Here is an 18,059-nt window from a genome sequence, read left to right as displayed (position 1 = left end):
GTGAATTTCAAAATACATAAAAAATGCCCCGAAGGGCATTTGGGTAGTTCTTGAATTAAGAGGCCTGCGCTTGTTTTTGCGCCAGTACATACTGATTTTCCGGACGTTTCAGTCCCAAGTTTTCACGAAGGGTGCTACCTTCATATTCGGTACGGAACAGGCCACGGCGCTGCAGTTCTGGCACAATCAGGTTGACAAAATCATTTAAACCGGCAGGCGTGCTTGGTGGCAGAATATTAAAGCCATCTGCAGCTTCATTTTCAAACCATTCTTGTAGTTGGTTCACAATCTGCTCAGGAGTACCCACCAGCGTCCAGTGGCCACGTGCAGAGGCTACATATTCATACAGTTGGCGGATGGTAAAGTTATGCTTGCGGGCAATATCAATCATCATCTGCTGGCGACTGCCAAAATTGATCAAGCTTTCATCCAGTTCAGGGAAAGGCTCATCGATGTCATATTGTTCCAGATCGATTCCGCCGGCCAAACCGGAAAGCAGACCCAGACCGACTTGTGGATGAATAAGACTGTTTAACAGATCGTATTTTTCCTGTGCTTCTTCTGCCGTTTTTGCCACAAAAATCGAAACACCCGGCATGATTTTCAGGTCATCCGGATGACGGCCATATTTAGCTAAACGACCTTTCACATCACGGTAAAATTCCTGTGCATCGGCTAAATTCTGCTGTGCAGTAAAAATCACTTCGGCATATTTTCCAGCCAGCTCACGGCCATCTTCCGACTGACCTGCCTGTACAATCACCGGATAGCCCTGTGGCGGGCGCGGTACGTTTAATGCTCCTTGCACTTCAAAATATTTGCCCTTGTGCTGAGGTTCATGAAATTTTTCTGGCTGGAAAAACTGTCCAGAGACTTTGTCATATACAAAGGCATCATCTTCCCAGGAATCCCAGAGTTTCTGTGCAACCTCAATAAATTCATGTGCACGTGCATAGCGGCTTTTTGCATCTGGATGTTCGGACAGGCCAAAATTGCGCGCGACTTGTTTAGAGGCTGTGGTGACTACATTCCATGCCGCACGTCCTTTGGAAATATGATCCAGTGAGGCGTATTTGCGTGCCAGCGTATATGGGTGCTCATAGGTGGTCGATGCAGTAGCGACAAAACCAATATTTTTCGTCACTGCAGACAGGGCAGCGAATAGGGTGACTGGTTCAAAGCCAGTATCTTTATCGCCCAGACCCCAGCCTTTGCTGGTGGCGGAACCCCAGTCGCCGCGTACAGCTAAAGTGTCCGCCAAAAAGTAGGCATCAAATAAACCACGTTCTGCCGTTTTGACCAGCTCAATGGCATAGTCAATATTTAAATGATTCTGCGGACGTGAGTCCGGATGACGCCAGCCGGCAGCATGCTGAGAAGTGGTTGGAATAAAAGCACCAAGACGGATTTTACGTTCAGCCATGAGAAAAACCTTGTGTTTTTTATGTTGTCAGCTGGTTATAACAAGGAATTTTCAGGCTTAAAAATACGATAAAATTAAATCCATATAAAAAATATGGATTAAGCAGGAAAAACGCCAATCACAAGTTTTTTGCTTGGATTTATTTCGCTGTTAAAGGCTGAATATTACACCAGTGCCTTAATGGTCTTTTTCTTCCACACGAATTGGTAATACATGCCTTGCATGATGCACAGGATGACAAAGGCTAGGGCATAGGCATACCAGATGCCTTGCAAGCCCCACCATCGGCTGAACAGGTAGGCACAGGGCACTTCAATCAATAAAATCGCAGCAATATTAATCAGCATCGGTAGGGTCACGGTACCGCTGGCACGCATGATGGAAGCAAAAATTGCACTGGCACCAAAGAACAGGATGGACCACAGCACAATAAATAACAGCTGCTGTCCCAGTACCACCACCGTCGGGTCGGTGATAAACAGCGCCATCAGATATTTCGAGAACAGATAGGCTAGAGCCACCAATCCACCGGTAATCACGATATTCATAGCGAGTGCAGTATGGGTCACTTTATTGAGCAGATCCGATTTTTCTGCACCAATCGCCTGTGCTGCAAAAATGGAGGCGGCAATGGAAATAGACAGGGCGGGAAACTGGATGTAATTCAAGACCTGATTGACTGCCCCATAGGCTGCAGTGGCATGTGAACCATAATGGTTGACCAGCCCGACAATCACCAGTCCGGCAACTGAGGTGGTGACCATTTGAACGCCGGTAGGAATACCTAAACGTAGAATAATTATACTCATTTCCGGGTGATGGCGAATGTGGCTGAGCAAATGACGGTCAGGCTTCAGCGGGTGACCTTTTTTATTCAGGTAAATGTACAAAAAGATCAGGACTGCCATATAACCGACAGCGGTCGCAATCGCTGGAGCAATAATGCCCATTTTCGGAAAACCAAAATATCCGCCAATCAGCACCGGGGTGATCAGGACCCCGATCAGAATGGTCATGGCAGAAGCAATTAGCGGGGTGGTACTGTCACCGACTCCACGCAAAATCGAGCTATAGATAATATAAACAAACAGTAAAGGACTGCCAGCCAGCATCCACTGTACATAAGGCAGCGATAGGGGCATCACCTCTGGGTCGGTACCTAGGGCCAACAGAATATTTTCGGCAAAAAACACCCCCAGCAGGGCAATGATACTACCGCCAATGAGGGTCATGAACAGGGTAGACCCCACCACATAGCGCACTTTTTCAATATTTTTTGCTCCCCAAGCCTGTCCAACCAATACCGTTGCACCTGTGGAAAGCCCAATCACAAAAGCCAGCAGGCAGAACAGAATTGGAAAGAATACCGCCACCGCTGCAATGGCATTCACCCCCATCATTTGCCCGACAAAAATGGTATTTATGGTTCCGGACAGGTTTTGCAGAATATTGGTCGCAATCAATGGCCACAGAAAAATCAGAAATGTTTTCCAAAGTTTTTGCTGGTTGAACAAGGAGTGATGATGAGGAGGCATGGAACGTCCTGTAACTATTTTTTATCTTTTGATTCTCATTACTAACCCTACCTGAGTTAGCTTAAACAAGCCTTAGTTTTTCCGTAACCAAGGCCAAATTTGATTGCAAATGATGAACTTAAACAGCCGATAAAATGGCGGTAGCCTGCTCTAAAGTTTCATCTTTTTTGGCAAAACAGAAACGGATTAAACGTAAGTTTTCCGGTGGCTGCTGATAAAACACAGAGATTGGAATGGCAACAATGCCATGCTGTTCAGCCAAGAATTTACACATCTCGACATCATCCAGATCGGGACGGATAGTACTGTAATTCAGGTTCTGGAAATAGGTGCCTTGTGAAGGGGTAAAATGAAAGCGTGAGTTACGCAGGCCTGAATTAAACAGGTCACGCTTTTCCTGATAAAAATCTGCAAGCCCTTCAATATGTTCGGGATGCTGCTGCATAAATGTGGCCAGCGCCATTTGTATTGGTGTCACCCCGCAGAAACTGGCGAACTGATAGACCTGTCTGAATATTTTCATCAGTTCAGGTGAGGCAATACAATATCCGGTTTTCCAGCCGGTGACATGGAAAGTTTTACCAAAGGAACCGACTACGATGCTGCGGTCACGTAATTCAGGGAATGACAGCGCCGAATAGTGCTTTTGACCGTCATAAATCAGGTGCTCATAAACTTCGTCGGATAGGACAATGATATTTTTATCGCGAATCAGTTCAATTAAATTTAACCAGTCCTGACCTGACCAGATAGCACCGCTCGGATTATGCGGAGTATTCACAATAATCATCCGGGTCTTATTGTTAATGGCATCTTTCACCCGGTTCCAGTCTACGGAAAATTCGGGTGCAGCCAGAGCAATATGAATGGCTTTGCCACCCACTAATTTAACGCTGGGTCCATAACTATCATAACAGGGGTCGAAAATAATGACTTCATCACCGGCATGAATCAGGGCCTGAATGGCAACAAAAATGGCAATCGTGGCTCCGGGGGTAATGGTGATTTCAGTCAGCGGATCAATCACCAATTGATCGCGTTGTAAAAATTGCTGGGCTACCTGTTCCCGCAGTGAAATCAAACCATCACTGGGTGCATATTGGTTAAAACCATCTAGAGCAGCTTGGCTTAAGGCTTTAAGCAGCGCGGGTGGAGCAGCAAAGTCGGGAAAACCCTGAGAGAGATTTAAGGCATTCAGGCGATGTGCCATCGCGGTCATCACGCTGAAAATAGTGACACCCTGTGCCGGTAGTTTGGAATGAATCTCAAGCATGACCCGAACTCTTCAATATTCTTATGCTGTTCAGTGTAACAGCAAGCGCAGCACAGCAAAATAAAAGGATAGGCTTAAGCTCTGTACATTTTTATCTAATTTCATCCATTTAAATGAATTACGCTGATGGAGAAATTTAACAAAAAACCTACTGGACGAAAAAAACAACATTTCCTAGAATGCGTCTCAAATTAAAATAAAGCCATAACAACAATAAATGAACATGTTTAAAAATATCCATACTGTAATGGACAGTGTGGGCTTAAGTTTGCAAAAGCGCGCCCTGCACATCCAGTTTTCCAATGAGTTGCTGAATGCTCAGGTCTTTATTCAACGTATTGAAGGGCAGCACCGCATCAATCAGGGCCTAAAAGCTGAACTGATATGTCTGTCGACACATGCCTATATTCCGCTCAAACAATTTATTGGCGGACAGGTGGCTGTGGATCAGGTGACGGATTCAGGCGAGTTATCCCGAATCACGGGCATCGTGACAGGTGCCAGCCAAGGTCAAAGTGATGGTGCACTGACCCTGTATAAACTGACCCTTGAAGATGCAACGGCACTGTGGCACAAGCGCCGTAACAGCCGCGTGTTTATGAACAAAAGCGTGCGTGAGATTAGCGAAATCCTGTTTAAGGAATGGCAAGCTAAAAGTGCGCTATTTTCCGCAAGTTTAAGCTTGAATACTCAAGGCCTGAGCCGAGAATATGATGTGCGGCCTTTTGTGATGCAATCCAATGAAACCGATTATGAATTTTTAACCCGACTGTGGCGCAGCGAAGGCATTAATTGGCTGATTGATGAAGCCGAGCATGTCGTTGCCAGCTCGGCAGCAGGCATTCAAGCGCAAAAATTATGTTTGATTGATGAGAATCATCAGTTTAATGCCTTAAAAAGAAGATCGGTGCGCTTTCATCGCAGCCATGCCGCAGAAGCGTTTGACAGCATCACCAGTTTTATTGCCAAACGCGCTTTGCAATCGACCGCCGTTCAGGCTCAGCGATGGCAAGCCAGTCTGCTGTCTCAGGATCAACCCTATTCCCAGTTGAGCAAGCATCAGCATAGTGATGTACAGGACAATGCAAGTTTAAGTCTGGAACAGGCCTGGAGCATTAGCCCCGCATGGACACCTGACTTAACGGGTACGGATCAAAGTACTGTCTCAAACAACCAGCAACTGGAAAAACTGAACCGGCAACTGAGCCAGTACCAAGACTTGCAGGCCAAATATTTTACTGCCCAGAGCAGTGTACGTGATGCTCATGTGGGCTACTGGTTTGAATTGCTCGGCCATCCTGAAATTGACCAGCATTCAGGTTCAGACAAAGAATTCCTGATTTTAGGTAAATCTTTTTATAACCAGAATAATTTGCCAAAAGACATCCATCGGCAAGTCGATAGCTTGTTGAGTTTAAGCCGTTGGCAGCAGCAGGGTGAGGAACGACAGGGAGATGAGCTGTATCTGGTGCGCCGCAATATTGCCGTAGTACCTGAATATCATCCCCTAAATCACCGACCGGTTGCGTATCCGCAACGAGCCAAAGTGGTCGGTCCGGAAGGGGAAAGTATTTATGTCGATCAGTGGGGGCGAATTAAAGTCCGCTTTTTGTTTACCCGTGACGAGGATCATGGACATGATGGCGGAGCCGGCAGCAATGACAATGATAGCGATTCAGCTTGGGTGGATGTCCTGACCCCGTGGGCAGGTGAAGGTTATGGTGTGCGTTTTCATCCGCGGATTGGTGAAATTGTGGTGATTGATTTCTTTGAGGGGGATGTGGACCGGCCTTTTGTGGTGGGGCGGATTCATGAAGCGGAACGCCATCAGACCATGTTTGATGGCAAAGGTAAGTTACCGGAGACCAAAAAGCTCAGTGGTATCCGCTCGCAGGAAGTTGGTAGTTCGGGTTTTAACCAATTGCGTTTTGATGATACCTCTGGACAGATCAGTAGCCAGTTACAGAGTAGCCATGGCGCAAGTCAGCTGAATTTGGGACATCTTAGCCATCCCAAAGCTGCTGAGGCCAGTGAGGGTCGTGGTGAAGGTTTTGAGTTAAGAACAGATCACTGGGGTGCTGTTCGGGCGGGTGAAGGTTTGCTCATTTCCACACATAAACAAGATAGCGCGGCAGGTCATCATTTAGAGGTGAATCAGGCCAAACGTCAGCTTGAAAATAGTTTCAATCATTCAAAAGCACTCAACGACATAGCGAAAAATCAGCAAACGGATGCACTCACCATTTTAGACAATTTAAAGCATTTTCTAGAACGGATGGAACATAAGGATAAAGCTAAAGTAAATGCCTTTAAACAGGCCTTGATGATTCTGGCAGCGCCAAGCTCCATCGCCTGTGTCACCCATGAAGATTTACATTTCTCTGCTGATGGGCAGATCAGTCAAACTGCTGGAGATGCAATTAATTTCTCAACGCAAAAGTCATTCATTGGCCATGCTCAAGACAAGATCAGCCTGTTTGCAGCGCAGCAGGGCTTTAGTGCATATGCGGCGAAAGGCAAAGTCGAGCTTCAAGCACAGGATGATGCTATTGAAGCCATAGCCCGTAAGGTCATTAAGCTGATTTCGACCGAAGACCAGATTGAAATCACCAGCCCGAAAGAAATTGTACTGACAGCGGGTGGTTCACAGTTAAAGATCAATGCAGAAGGTATTTTTACGACTACGGCTGGCAAGTTTGAGAGTAAGGCGGGACAACATAGTTTTGTAGGAGGAGGGAAGGTAGTTATGCCTCAGATCAGTTTACCAATGCTTGAAACGCCTTATAGTAATCAGCTGGATTACAGCTGGAATCATTTTTCAGAGGGTGAAAAGGAAATTTTTATTGTTGATCAATCAGATGGAAAATTAATTAAAAATATTAAAAATGAGCTGGATAGTGAAAAAAATATGAGTTCCTTCAGGTTCTATACGCCACAACAAACAGAATTTACCGCCTTGGGATTTAATTCTTTAAATACTTATTTAAGTCAGGATATATCAAACGATAATAGTGATGAGCTGATAGAAGAAACAGAAGAAGAAATTTTAGAAGATGATGACGTTTACACAGAAGAGGATTTTGATTAATGAGTCATCTAATCACAATTTTTTCTAAATTCTATGATAAATCAGGTCAACGAATTATTAATCTAAATGTAAAGTCCCGTTATCAAGGCTCAAGTAGAGAAAACCAGCAAAAAACAGATGAAAAGGGTTTTTTCATCTTTCAGGCTTCTTCTAACAGAACAATTGAAATTTTAGCTAAACCACCGAATGCTAAAGAATATACAGTTCTTAAAATGATGAATTCATCCGTAAGCTCATCTGCCAGTTATCCGGTAAAAGTTTATTTACCCAAAACGATTGAAGAATATCGACAAGAAAACATAAAAATTCCTCAAAGTAAAACTGTAAAAAATCTTTTTAAGGTGGTTGATCGTCATGGAAAAGTGATGAGCAACTTTCCTATACAATCGCGTCCCAAAGGGAAAAATTCTTTTGAGCGTTGTACCAATCAAGAAGGACTGGCAGAAATAGAATCTTCTCCAAATCGGGACATTGAAATTTTAGTGCTGACATCGGGTGATACATTTGTTTTAAAAAAATCTGTAAATTCTGGCAGTGGTTCTGAACAGCCAATCCTTATTCAATTAGATGAATCTTGCGATAACTTTAAAAGTTTATCGACGATTACGCTGCTGGATAGAAATGATAATAAATATAATGTAGCAAAAACCAATGTTGAAATATTGGCTCTAGAGAGCAAAGAAAAAAATCTAATTTCTGTTTCAAATGGAAAGCTTGCAGTTCGAGGTTATATTGGAAAATGGTTAAAAATAACAGTATATAAACCTGATGGTACGCCACTCAAATCGGTAAATTATTTACCAAAAAGAATAAAGGAAAGTTCAGTTAAGTTGCATTTAGATGTGGATGTAACAATCGGTAGCACAGCGAAAAATGAACCGAATATTAATAAACCTATTACAGAAAGTATTACATGTATGACTTGTGGGAAGTCTTTAAAACTTAACATAGATTTTATAAAAAATATCGCTCCGAAAGCTAAAGCTGAATTTCAAGCAGCATTATTAAAGTTACCTAACTTTATGAAAAAATATGGAGTAAACTCTTGTAGAGACTTAGTTAATATTTTAGCTCAGGGAAAAATAGAAACTGAGAATTTTACAAAACTAAGAGAGAGTTTGAATTATACTAAGAAAACTTTTAAGAAACCTGAAAATATTTATAGAATATCTCCAACGGCAATAAATTTAGGTTTTGAGAGACGTGGCATGGGAGGATATACTAGACAGCAGAAACTTAATTATATTTGGAATCATCTAGCCGATAATGATGCTGCATATGGTTTTCATTTATATGGAAATGATAAATATCCCAATAGAGATTATAGAGGAAGGGGGGTATTACACTTAACCCATTTTATAGGCTATGAAGATTGTGCTAAAGGAACAGGTTTAGATATTGTTAATAATCCTAATCTTTTAGAAAATAATTATGGTGTAGCCATAGAGACAGGGATTTGGTTTTGGAAAAACAAAAAAAAATGGAAAAATAGTCAGTCTTACAGCAGGTGAAAGCATAAAAATTGATTCGGATAGTATAACAACTTCTATAACGCACTTAGTAAATGGTGGAGAAATGAAATTGAATGAAAGAAAAATAGCTAAAAAAGAGATAGCTAGAAAATTTATTTTTAAATATGGTACATGTAAATGAATTATTTTTTTAAAAAATTAATATTTATTTTTCTGTCTATAATATTAAATTCTTCTATTTATGCAAAAAATATATTTAAATTAAATGATTATCAGTGTGTGGAGTCCAGAGAGAGTGTTAATAAACTGGATGTATATATAAGTGATTGTGGAAAAAAATAAATAAAATGGATTCTTATGAGGTTCCTGCTAATGATCTGAAAATTGATTATATATTTTCTAACAATTTTAAAGATAAGTATAATATTTTTCTTGGGATTTCATATAGTGAAGATTATAGAGACCCACTAAATAGATTTAATTATTTAAATAAATATTATATGATACGTGCCTATGAGTGTAATAAAAATAATTTTTGTAAGGAAAATGAAAAGTTATCTAATTTTTTTGGTAGTGGTGGTGATATAATAGATTATAAACACAAAAAAATAATATATAAATTTCCTTATTCTACTCAGAGTGACTTAAAAAATGAATTAAATTCAAAGTTATTTAAAGATTGGATGAATGGAAATCTTGATAGTGGAATAGTACTTCGTAAAACATTTATTAATGATGTTAATAATTTTACCCCAGAACATATCGGATATTTGATTAAAGGCGATAAATTTAAAATAAAAGAAGTGAGTTCTAGATGGTTAAATATTGTATATACAAATAAAAATGGTCGAACGACTTCAGGATGGATAGCATGTCAAGATACAACAGTATGTAATTAATTCTTTTGCCTCCTTATGGAACTATGGTGTGCTTTGAGGGGTTTAAGAAAATTCTGACTATTTGATTTTTTCTTATATAAAAAAGTAGCTACAAAGGTAGCTACTTTGAAATTTTTATCCTTCCAAAACTTCTTCCAGCAATTCTTCACTCGGTGCAAAGTAATAAGCCCCGTCCATTGGTGTCACAAAGTGAAGCAAACGGTCATGAATACCATCGCCAGCTGTACCAAACATATGTTCCAGCATATGATCGATAATGTTTAAGTTTTTGGTATAAGCAATAAAGAATAAACCTTGGTCACCTCGACCTTCGCCATAAGGAAGGGAATGGCGTAAAATTTCCATTTCTTCACCTTTCTCATCCTCAATCACCACACGGGCAATGTGGGCATCTTTAGGCTTCACCTCATCATCCAGTTCAATCGACTCTAACTTGGTTCGACCCATCACATTTTCTTGTGCATCGACTTTTAATTTTTTCCATTTTTCCAGGTTATGTGCATAGCGCTGCGCAAAGACAAAAGAGCCATCAGCAAAAATTCCGGCATCTTCATCGAGTAAAGCGACTTCGGCACGATCATCGGGGAATTGCGGATTTTCAGTGCCATCTATGAAACCAGTCATGTCACGTCCATCGAAATAACGGAAGCATACCCGTTCATCCAGTACTTCAACTTTATCTTGAATGTCTTCAAAGAATGACTGGCTTAAGGCAAAGCAGATGTCGGCGCGAGCACTGGCAATATGAATCAGCAGATCAGCAGGGACAACAGGCATCTGGAATGAACCTTGAATTGGTTGTAACTGCTTAAAGCCGGCAGGAGTTTGATGATAAAGTCTTGCCCAAAGCTCTGGACCAAAAGCGACGCCTGTTTTAATCTGTGCATTCGGATGCTGGGTGATTAAACGGTCACGGGTGCTAAATAAATCTGCAAGTTTTTCTTTTAACTCTTCAATCGTTAAGTCTTTTAAACGTAAAACAATAAACCGGGCATGATCTGAAGGTAACGGTAAAATTACAGATTGGGCAGTCATACATGGCTCCTAACAATTTTTATAAAATACGTGTCTGGCTTTATTGTGCCTCATCACTGCTTGAGTGAATAGTCCAAGGCTTGAGTTTGCACTTCGATTTTTAAGCCCTTTAAAAGATGAAAAGTCATATAATAAGCCGGTCTTTTTATCTTCTTGTATTTTATGTCTTACCAAGTTTGGCTTGCCTATATGCTGGCATGCTGGGTCATCAGTATTTCTCCTGGAGCAGGTGCAATTGCTTCGATGTCGAGCGGTTTAAATTATGGTTTTCGACGTGGATACTGGAATGCTTTAGGTTTACAGCTGGCACTTTTAGTGCAAATCGGGATTGTGGCAGCTGGGGTAGGGGTACTATTTGCCACGACACCTTGGGCTTTTTTGGTTGTGAAATGGTTTGGCGTGGCGTATCTCTTGTATTTGGCATACCTGCAATGGACAGCACCCGCACAGGCCATTGAGATTCAACAGGAACAACCGACTAAATCGATTCCTAAATTAGTCTTATATGGCTTCTTGGTCAATATGAGCAACCCGAAAGCGATTGTGTTTTTACTTGCCGTGTTGCCACAGTTTCTGGATTTGTCTAAACCACAATGGATTCAGTATCTGATTATGGCAGTCACCATGGTGACGATTGATCTAATCGTGATGGCGGGCTATACCGGCTTGGCCGCCAAAGTTTTACGATTACTAAAATCGCCGAAACAGCAGAAATATATGAACCGGACCTTTGCGGTATTGTTTGCCTGTGCAGCAACGTTATTAAGTTTGGTACATCAATAAAATGAGAATGGATTAAGTCGCAGCCTGTTGTTCTTCCATCAGCATAAATAGCATATCCAGTTCCGGTGAAGCATAACCCAGAGCCGTCATTGCAGCCGTGATTTGTCCGCGATGATGGGTAGCATGATTGAACACATGCATCAGTGTCGCTGCATAAGGTAGGCTCATGTCTTGGCTCCGTGTATTCCGGTAATGCAGCACGCCATCTAAAGCTTCCTGGTTTAGCTCTTGTATCAAATCTGCCACTGCCCAGCACTTTGAAGCAGCCGTTCTAATAATCGATGACGGTCGGTCTCAATCACACTGTTTAAGGCGATAGCGGGTGATTCCCCTTTAGAAAAACGAGAAAACCAAAGTTCATGTTCAGCAACAAGCAAGTGGTTCAGTGTGCCCAAAATACTTTTTAAGAACAGACCACAATCTTTCAAAAAATCTTCATCAGAAACAGCGTGTAGAGATATGCTTAAGCGATGGGTGGCCCAAAGATGATAACGTGCCCATAGTTCGAAGGTGTGAATATTCATTGGGAAACTTATTTTGTTTTTTATTTGAACAGTATAAAAGCCGTTTGAAGCTTTGGCTAGAATAAAAAACTATTGCCTGGATAAAGTTGAAATGTATCAGCGTTTAGTCAGTTTTAAAGCCTGAAGGAATTCATGTTCAGTTAATACCACAATACCCTGTTTCCTAAACAGCGCGGCGGTTACGCCTTCACCCTGAATTTTATGTCCTGTAAATGTTCCATCATAAATCAAGTCACTGCCACAGGATGGACTATTTGCTTTCAGGATGGCATGAGTAACCTGATGTTCTTGCGCCAAGGCTAAGGCTGCATAAGCTCCTTGAATAAAGGCATCAGAAACATTCATGCCTTCTCGATCTATTACAGTCGCATGATTGTTCAGAACATCTCTACCTGATGCATTCTGAATTTCAGCAGGCGGGCGAGGGGTAGGCAGTCCGCCACTGATCTCAGGACATAAACTCACATATTGATCAGGTATTAAATCTGAAACTAATTCCCTGACTAAACAATCTTGTCCATCGTAACGAACTTTTTGTCCAAGCAGACAAGCACTAATAAAGTATCCCTTGCCGGTCATCACCTTAGCTCAGCTTCTTGAACTTTTGTACGGTAAAAATCACCGCAAATAAAATTGCCATAGTCAGGACAATGGTCAGGCCGGTAGAGGTATCGAGTCCTGCGCTGGACCATAGCCCGACACTAATCCCGATTTGTGCAATCACAAAAGCCCAAACCACCATCTGTTTCGGCGAGTTTGCCAACAAACGCGCTGTTAATGCCGGAATCACCAGTAAAGCGCCCATCAACAATGAACCGACCGCACGCAAAGCCAATACGGTAAACAGGGCCAGCAGTAGCATAAACACCAGACGTTGCCATTTGGCATTCACGCCTTCACTCACTGCCATATCTGGGTCAATCGCAATCTGAATCTGTGCTTGCCAGTTTTTATACAACACAGCTAAAGCCGCAATAATGACCAGGGCAAACATCGGCAAGTCTGACCAGGAAATTTGCAGCAGATCGCCAAACAAATAGCTGAGCAGTTCAGGTCTTAAACTTGGAATATGTTGAATAAACAGTAAGCCTGAGCAGAGCAGGGTAGCTGAACATAAAGCCAATAAAGCATCATTGGGCAGGCGAGGGTCATGCAGTGCCCATAAAATAGCCACCAATAGAAAAGCCAAAAAGCTCACGCCCAACCATAAAGGCAGGCTCAAAGCACCTGCAATCGCCACGCCCAATAAAGTGCCATGTGCCATGGTGTCGGCAAAAAAAGACATCCGTCGCCATAACATCAGACAGCCCAGCGGAGCCGTCAGAAACACCAACAGGGTTCCCATGGTCCATGCAGGTAACAAGAGTTGTAACCATTCCATCATGGCTTAAGCTTCCGGTTCAGGGTGAATATGTGGACGAGGATCATGCTGACACGGAGTCGCACTGTCACCATGCGCACAGTGATCATGATGATGCTGATAGAACACGCGGTTGGTACCGAAAATGGCCTGATATTCAGGGTGCTGTTGCACATTTTCCGGCAAGCCGCTACAGCAGATGTGCTTGTTTAAACACACGACCCGATGCGTACCTTGCATGACCCATTGCAGGTCGTGTGAGACCATCAACACGGCACAGCCATATTTGATCGGCAGGCTTCTGACATATTCATACAGTTCAGCCTCGGACTGAATATCCAGACCTTGCATCGGTTCATCTAGTACTAGTACATCAGGCAAACGCAGTAAAGCCCGTGCCAGTAATACCCGTTGCCGTTCACCACCTGAAAGTTGCTGAACCTTACAATCCTGTAATTTGGTAATGCCGGTATCACGAATAATTTCTGCCTTGATATCTGCATCGCAGTGTTCTAAAGCCAATAAATCCCGCACCCGCAAAGGCAGGCTATGCGATGGACTAAACTTTTGCGGCACATAGGAAAATTTGAGTTTTTTATGGCTATGAATTTTTCCTGAATTGGCTTTCACAATGCCTAAAAGCACTTTAATCAGGGTAGATTTTCCCGCGCCATTCGGACCGATCAGGGTGACAATTTCTCGCTCGTGTAAAGCGAAATCCACATTTTTTAAAATGTCACGGTCATCAATCCGCACACTGATTTTATTCAGGGCAATTAGGGGATTGACTGTTACTGTTTGTTGCGACACTGCTGACATATCCCGGAAATTTCAATAATACTGTGATGTGCAGTAAATTGATCTGATGCTGAAAGTTCATCTAATTGTTTTAATAGCCCCTGAGCAGAGGCTTCTTTAACATTTTTGCATTCGGTACAAATTAAAAATGCTGCCTGATGTCCTTCGCGCGGATGACAACATGGAATATAGGCATTAATCGAAGTTAAACGATGGATTAAACCTTTTTCCAGTAAAAAGTCCAAAGTGCGATATACCGTTGGTGGTGCAGCAGGACGGTCAGATTCACTCTTGATTTTAGCCAGTAAATCATAGGCACCCATAGGACCGCTGGCATTTAAAATCAGTTCCAGCACTTCTTTACGTAATGGGGTTAAGCGTGCGCCAGTCGTTGCACAGAGACTTTCTGCTTCAGCAAGGCGTGTTGCTATATTATGATGGTCATGTACGCCATGTAATGCATTGTGATGTTCGTGCGAACATAAGCTCATAGCCAACCTCAAGTGCGAAATTTATAAAAACAAATGGACATTAAATCTTAACATGAAGCGATACCTGTTTCGATAAACATAGGTATTTTTGTCGATTTGTTATATTATAACACTTATTGAGTATTTGGTGATTTTCTTCATGTCCCGTTTCTTTGCATTTTGTGCACTGGCCCTCTTCAGTAGCTTTGGTTGGACACAGAGTCTGGTGGTTTCTACGCATCCCATTTATCTTATTGCTCAGGAAGTGACTCAGGGCGTGGAGAAGCCTGTGCTCTTACTAGGGGATCAGTCTGGACATGACATTACCCTGACGCCAGCGCATCGCAAAGCCATTCTTGATGCCTCACTGGTGATCTGGCTGGGTAAGGCACATGAAGCTCCATTGAATAAGCTGTTGTCTGATAATCCCAAAGCGATTTCGATTTTAGAGTCCGGTATTGTGCAAACCCTGCCGCAGCGTACTACCCGTGGTGTGGCGTTGAACAATACGGTCGATACACATGTGTGGCTGGATCCCAACAATGCCGTACGTATCGGCTTTTTTATTGCAGCCCTGCGTTCACAACAGTTACCCGAACATAAAGACGCTTACTGGGCCAATGCCAAACGCTTTGCTCAAGAGATGCTGCTGAGTGCACAACAATACAATAGCCAGACTACAGCCAAACCTTACTGGGCATATCATGATGCCTATCAGTATCTGGAACGTGCTTTAAACCTGAAATTTTCCGGTGCATTGACCGATGATCCCCATGTGGCACCTACACTGGCTCAAATTAAATATTTAAATGACAGCCGTCCAAGTCGCAGTATGTGCCTTTTGGCAGAAGGTCATGCCAGCAAAAACCAGTACCAAAAATTGAATCCGGTGACCTTCCAGGCGGTCGATGAAAGCATGGGCAGGGAAGGGGACTTTGTGCTGGCGTGGAAGAAACTGGCCGATCAAACATATAAATGTGTACAAAATGCACGGAAATGATGCAAAAATTAAGCAACAATTGATGAGTTGAAAAGCGATTTATGTAATTAAAAAATCCGACTTAGGTCGGGAAAAGATTGCATGTTCAGGGGTGTAACTCTATAATGCCTGCGATTAAAAACGATCATCAGCTAAACTTGTCAAGCATGAATGCTGTGAGTGAATAAATAATGAGCCGAACTAGTCGCATGATTGATCGACGATTAGCGAAAGCTTTAGTCATCTTACAAGCATGCATGATTCCTGTTTCAGCCTTGATAGCGTGGGTCGTGAAAGACTCAACTGCAGCTTACAGTGCCGCACTTGGTGCGTTGGTGTGTTGGCTTGCAAGTTGTTATTTTTCTTGGCAATCGTTTCGAGCCGCAGGTGCGCGAGCTTCAAAACAGGTTCTTTCGAACATGTATAGAGGCTTGATGGGCAAGTTTGCAATTGTGATTGTTGGTTTCATTTTAATTTTAAGCACTGTCAAACCGTTGTCAGCGGTGGCATTGTTTTGTGGATTTATACTTGTTCAGACGATGACGTGGGTCGCACCTTTTTGGGCGTCACGACTCCGGAAATAAGTTTAAACACAACAAAAAATTGAAAAGTTTTTTAGGAGAAGAACGAGATATCAGGCAGCACGCGATGTTCGTTCTCTCTATTTAGTATTTGACATTGACCAGGTGTGATTTATGGCTGCTGAAGAACATGCCCTTACTTCGACCGAGTACATCAAGCATCACTTGACCAATTTAACCTATGGCAAAATGCCTGATGGTTCTTGGAAATTGGCTGAGACTGCTGATGAAGCTCAACAGATGGGGTTCACTGCTATTCACTTGGATTCAATGGGTTGGTCTATCACTCTCGGTGTGGTTTTCTGTTTGTTGTTCTGGTTAGTAGCGAAAGCTGCAAACGCTGGTGTTCCTACCAAGTTCCAGTCTGCAATCGAAATGATCATCGAGTTTGTTGACTCAAGTGTCCGCGACACTTTCCATGGCAAATCACGCTTAATTGCGCCTTTAGCCCTCACAATTTTTGTGTGGATTTTCCTGATGAATGCGATGGATTTACTTCCAGTGGATTTCATCCCGCATCTTGCAGGAATTATTGGTTCAAACGTATTTGGTATGGACCCGCATCACGTTTACTTCAAGATTGTTCCATCTACTGACCCTAACGTTACCCTTGGTATGTCATTGTCGGTATTTGTGCTTATCTTGTTCTATAGCATTCGTGAAAAGGGCATCGGCGGTTTCGTCGGCGAGTTAGCACTCAACCCATTTAACCCAAGTAACCCAGTTGCAAAAGCGTTGCTCATTCCAGTGAACTTGATTCTGGAACTCGTAACATTCCTTGCACGTCCAGTTTCATTGGCTCTACGACTTTTCGGTAACATGTATGCAGGTGAGTTAATTTTCATCCTCATCGCATTATTACCGTTCTGGATCCAGTGGGCGTTGTCTGTGCCTTGGGCGATCTTCCACATTCTTGTTATTACGTTACAAGCATTCATTTTCATGATGCTGACTATCGTATACTTGAGTATGGCTAGCGAAAAACATTAATGGTATTGCCTGACTGTCAAAGGATGGTTGGGCTTAATTTTTTACTTTAATTTGGTATATACCTAACCTCTGAGGAATTATCATGGAACTCACTTTAGGTCTAGTTGCAATTGCATCTGCTATCTTGATCGCTTTTGGTGCTTTAGGTACTGCGATTGGTTTTGGTCTTTTAGGCGGCCGTTTCCTTGAAGCTGTAGCTCGTCAACCAGAATTGGCTCCACAACTTCAAACTCGTATGTTCTTAATCGCGGGTCTTCTTGATGCTGTGCCTATGATCGGTGTTGGTATTGGCTTGTTCTTCATCTTCGCTAATCCATTTGTAGGTTAATCAGCTTAATTCCTAAATTAAACCATTGAGGAATAGCAATGAATATCAACCTCACATTGATTGGCCAAGCGATTGCATTTGCGATTTTCGTCGCATTCTGCATGAAGTTTGTATGGCCACCACTAATCAATGCGATTAGTGAGCGTCAGCGTAAAATCGCTGATGGCTTAAACGCTGCTGAAAAAGCAAAAGCTGACCTTGCCGATGCGCAAGCTCAAGTGAAAGCTGAATTAGACGCAGCTAAAGCACAAGCGGCTCAATTGATCGAACAAGCGAACCGTCGCGGTGCGCAATTGGTAGAAGAAGCGCGTACTCAAGCAGCTGCTGAAGGTGAGCGTATTCGTCAACAAGCGAAAGAAGCTGTTGATACTGAAATCAATGCTGCTCGCGAAGAATTACGTCAACAAGTTGCTGCTCTTGCAGTGATTGGTGCAGAAAAAATTCTGACCCAGCAAGTTGACGCAGAAGCTCACAATGCCATGCTGACTCAGCTGGCTGCTAAACTTTAAGAGAGGCGGATT

The 18,059-nt window shown here is 42.6% G+C and carries 19 protein-coding genes; 9 read left to right on the top strand and 10 right to left on the bottom strand.

Going from position 1 to position 18,059, the window contains the following annotated elements; translation table 11 throughout:
* Positions 1-55 precede the first annotated feature (55 nt).
* The 3 genes from ABJ384_RS13975 to ABJ384_RS13965 form a co-directional block, all read right to left on the bottom strand.
* Positions 56-1,423, bottom strand: a complete 1,368-nt coding sequence (locus tag ABJ384_RS13975; RefSeq protein ID WP_200223487.1) for an LLM class flavin-dependent oxidoreductase — start codon at positions 1,421-1,423, stop codon at positions 56-58.
* 164 nt (positions 1,424-1,587) lie between these two features.
* Positions 1,588-2,958: an MATE family efflux transporter gene (locus ABJ384_RS13970; RefSeq protein WP_200223488.1), complete on the bottom strand. Its 1,371-nt coding sequence runs from the start codon at positions 2,956-2,958 to the stop codon at positions 1,588-1,590.
* Between the two features lie 118 nt (positions 2,959-3,076).
* The gene (locus ABJ384_RS13965) at positions 3,077-4,231 is read right to left on the bottom strand and encodes a methionine aminotransferase (RefSeq protein ID WP_200223490.1); all 1,155 of its coding nucleotides are present in this window, start codon (positions 4,229-4,231) and stop codon (positions 3,077-3,079) included.
* Between the two features lie 223 nt (positions 4,232-4,454).
* Here ABJ384_RS13965 and ABJ384_RS13960 point away from each other — a divergent pair, with 223 nt between their 5' ends.
* The 3 genes from ABJ384_RS13960 to ABJ384_RS13950 all read left to right on the top strand — a co-directional run bounded on the left by ABJ384_RS13960 (position 4,455) and on the right by ABJ384_RS13950 (position 9,690).
* Positions 4,455-7,319 (top strand): type VI secretion system Vgr family protein, encoded by a 2,865-nt coding sequence (locus ABJ384_RS13960; protein WP_200224776.1) that lies wholly within the window; start codon positions 4,455-4,457, stop codon positions 7,317-7,319.
* The gene (locus ABJ384_RS13955) at positions 7,319-8,830 is read left to right on the top strand and encodes a glycoside hydrolase family 19 protein (protein ID WP_349928022.1); all 1,512 of its coding nucleotides are present in this window, start codon (positions 7,319-7,321) and stop codon (positions 8,828-8,830) included. Before ABJ384_RS13960 ends, ABJ384_RS13955 begins: the two co-directional genes overlap by 1 nt.
* A gap of 308 nt (positions 8,831-9,138) precedes the next feature.
* Positions 9,139-9,690 (top strand): hypothetical protein, encoded by a 552-nt coding sequence (locus ABJ384_RS13950; RefSeq protein WP_086196650.1) that lies wholly within the window; start codon positions 9,139-9,141, stop codon positions 9,688-9,690.
* A gap of 114 nt (positions 9,691-9,804) precedes the next feature.
* Here ABJ384_RS13950 and ABJ384_RS13945 read toward each other — a convergent pair whose 3' ends face one another.
* A complete protein-coding gene (locus ABJ384_RS13945) occupies positions 9,805-10,725 on the bottom strand; it encodes a Dyp-type peroxidase (RefSeq protein WP_166171981.1) in 921 nt (306 codons plus the stop codon).
* Between the two features lie 162 nt (positions 10,726-10,887).
* On the opposite strand from ABJ384_RS13945, the gene ABJ384_RS13940 reads away from it, so the two are divergent.
* Positions 10,888-11,508 (top strand): LysE family transporter, encoded by a 621-nt coding sequence (locus ABJ384_RS13940; protein ID WP_166171983.1) that lies wholly within the window; start codon positions 10,888-10,890, stop codon positions 11,506-11,508.
* A 12-nt stretch (positions 11,509-11,520) separates the two neighbouring features.
* Here the strand turns inward: ABJ384_RS13940 and ABJ384_RS13935 are convergent, their stop codons facing one another.
* The 6 genes from ABJ384_RS13935 to ABJ384_RS13910 all read right to left on the bottom strand — a co-directional run bounded on the left by ABJ384_RS13935 (position 11,521) and on the right by ABJ384_RS13910 (position 14,681).
* Positions 11,521-11,754 (bottom strand): DinB family protein, encoded by a 234-nt coding sequence (locus ABJ384_RS13935; RefSeq protein ID WP_320159617.1) that lies wholly within the window; start codon positions 11,752-11,754, stop codon positions 11,521-11,523.
* Positions 11,742-12,032, bottom strand: a complete 291-nt coding sequence (locus ABJ384_RS13930) for a DinB family protein (RefSeq protein WP_320159618.1) — start codon at positions 12,030-12,032, stop codon at positions 11,742-11,744. Before ABJ384_RS13930 ends, ABJ384_RS13935 begins: the two co-directional genes overlap by 13 nt.
* 96 nt (positions 12,033-12,128) lie before the next feature.
* The gene (locus ABJ384_RS13925; RefSeq protein ID WP_200223493.1) at positions 12,129-12,611 is read right to left on the bottom strand and encodes a DUF523 domain-containing protein; all 483 of its coding nucleotides are present in this window, start codon (positions 12,609-12,611) and stop codon (positions 12,129-12,131) included.
* A gap of 4 nt (positions 12,612-12,615) precedes the next feature.
* Entirely contained in the window at positions 12,616-13,416 is an 801-nt protein-coding gene (gene znuB, locus ABJ384_RS13920; RefSeq protein ID WP_166171987.1) for a zinc ABC transporter permease subunit ZnuB, read from the bottom strand.
* 3 nt (positions 13,417-13,419) lie between these two features.
* The gene (gene znuC, locus ABJ384_RS13915) at positions 13,420-14,211 is read right to left on the bottom strand and encodes a zinc ABC transporter ATP-binding protein ZnuC (RefSeq protein ID WP_166171989.1); all 792 of its coding nucleotides are present in this window, start codon (positions 14,209-14,211) and stop codon (positions 13,420-13,422) included.
* Complete coding sequence (locus ABJ384_RS13910; protein ID WP_086196644.1) at positions 14,184-14,681, bottom strand: transcriptional repressor; 498 nt, start codon at positions 14,679-14,681, stop codon at positions 14,184-14,186. The genes znuC and ABJ384_RS13910 overlap by 28 nt, the downstream gene beginning before the upstream one ends.
* 139 nt (positions 14,682-14,820) lie before the next feature.
* Between ABJ384_RS13910 and ABJ384_RS13905 the strand changes: the two genes are divergently transcribed.
* The 5 genes from ABJ384_RS13905 (at position 14,821) to ABJ384_RS13885 (ending at position 18,047) form a co-directional block, all read left to right on the top strand.
* A complete protein-coding gene (locus ABJ384_RS13905) occupies positions 14,821-15,660 on the top strand; it encodes a zinc ABC transporter substrate-binding protein (protein ID WP_200223495.1) in 840 nt (279 codons plus the stop codon).
* Between the two features lie 170 nt (positions 15,661-15,830).
* Positions 15,831-16,223, top strand: coding sequence for an ATP synthase subunit I (locus tag ABJ384_RS13900; protein WP_092820019.1), 393 nt, complete (start codon positions 15,831-15,833; stop codon positions 16,221-16,223).
* A gap of 111 nt (positions 16,224-16,334) precedes the next feature.
* Positions 16,335-17,210 carry a F0F1 ATP synthase subunit A gene (gene atpB, locus ABJ384_RS13895; protein ID WP_086176476.1) on the top strand — a complete coding sequence of 292 codons (876 nt, stop codon included), beginning with the start codon at positions 16,335-16,337 and terminating at the stop codon, positions 17,208-17,210.
* A gap of 82 nt (positions 17,211-17,292) precedes the next feature.
* The gene (gene atpE, locus ABJ384_RS13890; RefSeq protein WP_000424060.1) at positions 17,293-17,538 is read left to right on the top strand and encodes a F0F1 ATP synthase subunit C; all 246 of its coding nucleotides are present in this window, start codon (positions 17,293-17,295) and stop codon (positions 17,536-17,538) included.
* A gap of 38 nt (positions 17,539-17,576) precedes the next feature.
* Positions 17,577-18,047, top strand: a complete 471-nt coding sequence (locus ABJ384_RS13885; RefSeq protein ID WP_086196641.1) for a F0F1 ATP synthase subunit B — start codon at positions 17,577-17,579, stop codon at positions 18,045-18,047.
* Positions 18,048-18,059: the final 12 nt, after the last annotated feature.

The organism is Acinetobacter sp. A1-4-2 (assembly GCF_040233925.1).
Lineage (GTDB): Bacteria > Pseudomonadota > Gammaproteobacteria > Pseudomonadales > Moraxellaceae > Acinetobacter.
The sequence above is the reverse complement of the archived record's forward strand: the minus strand, read 5'-3'. Positions and strand labels throughout refer to the sequence as shown.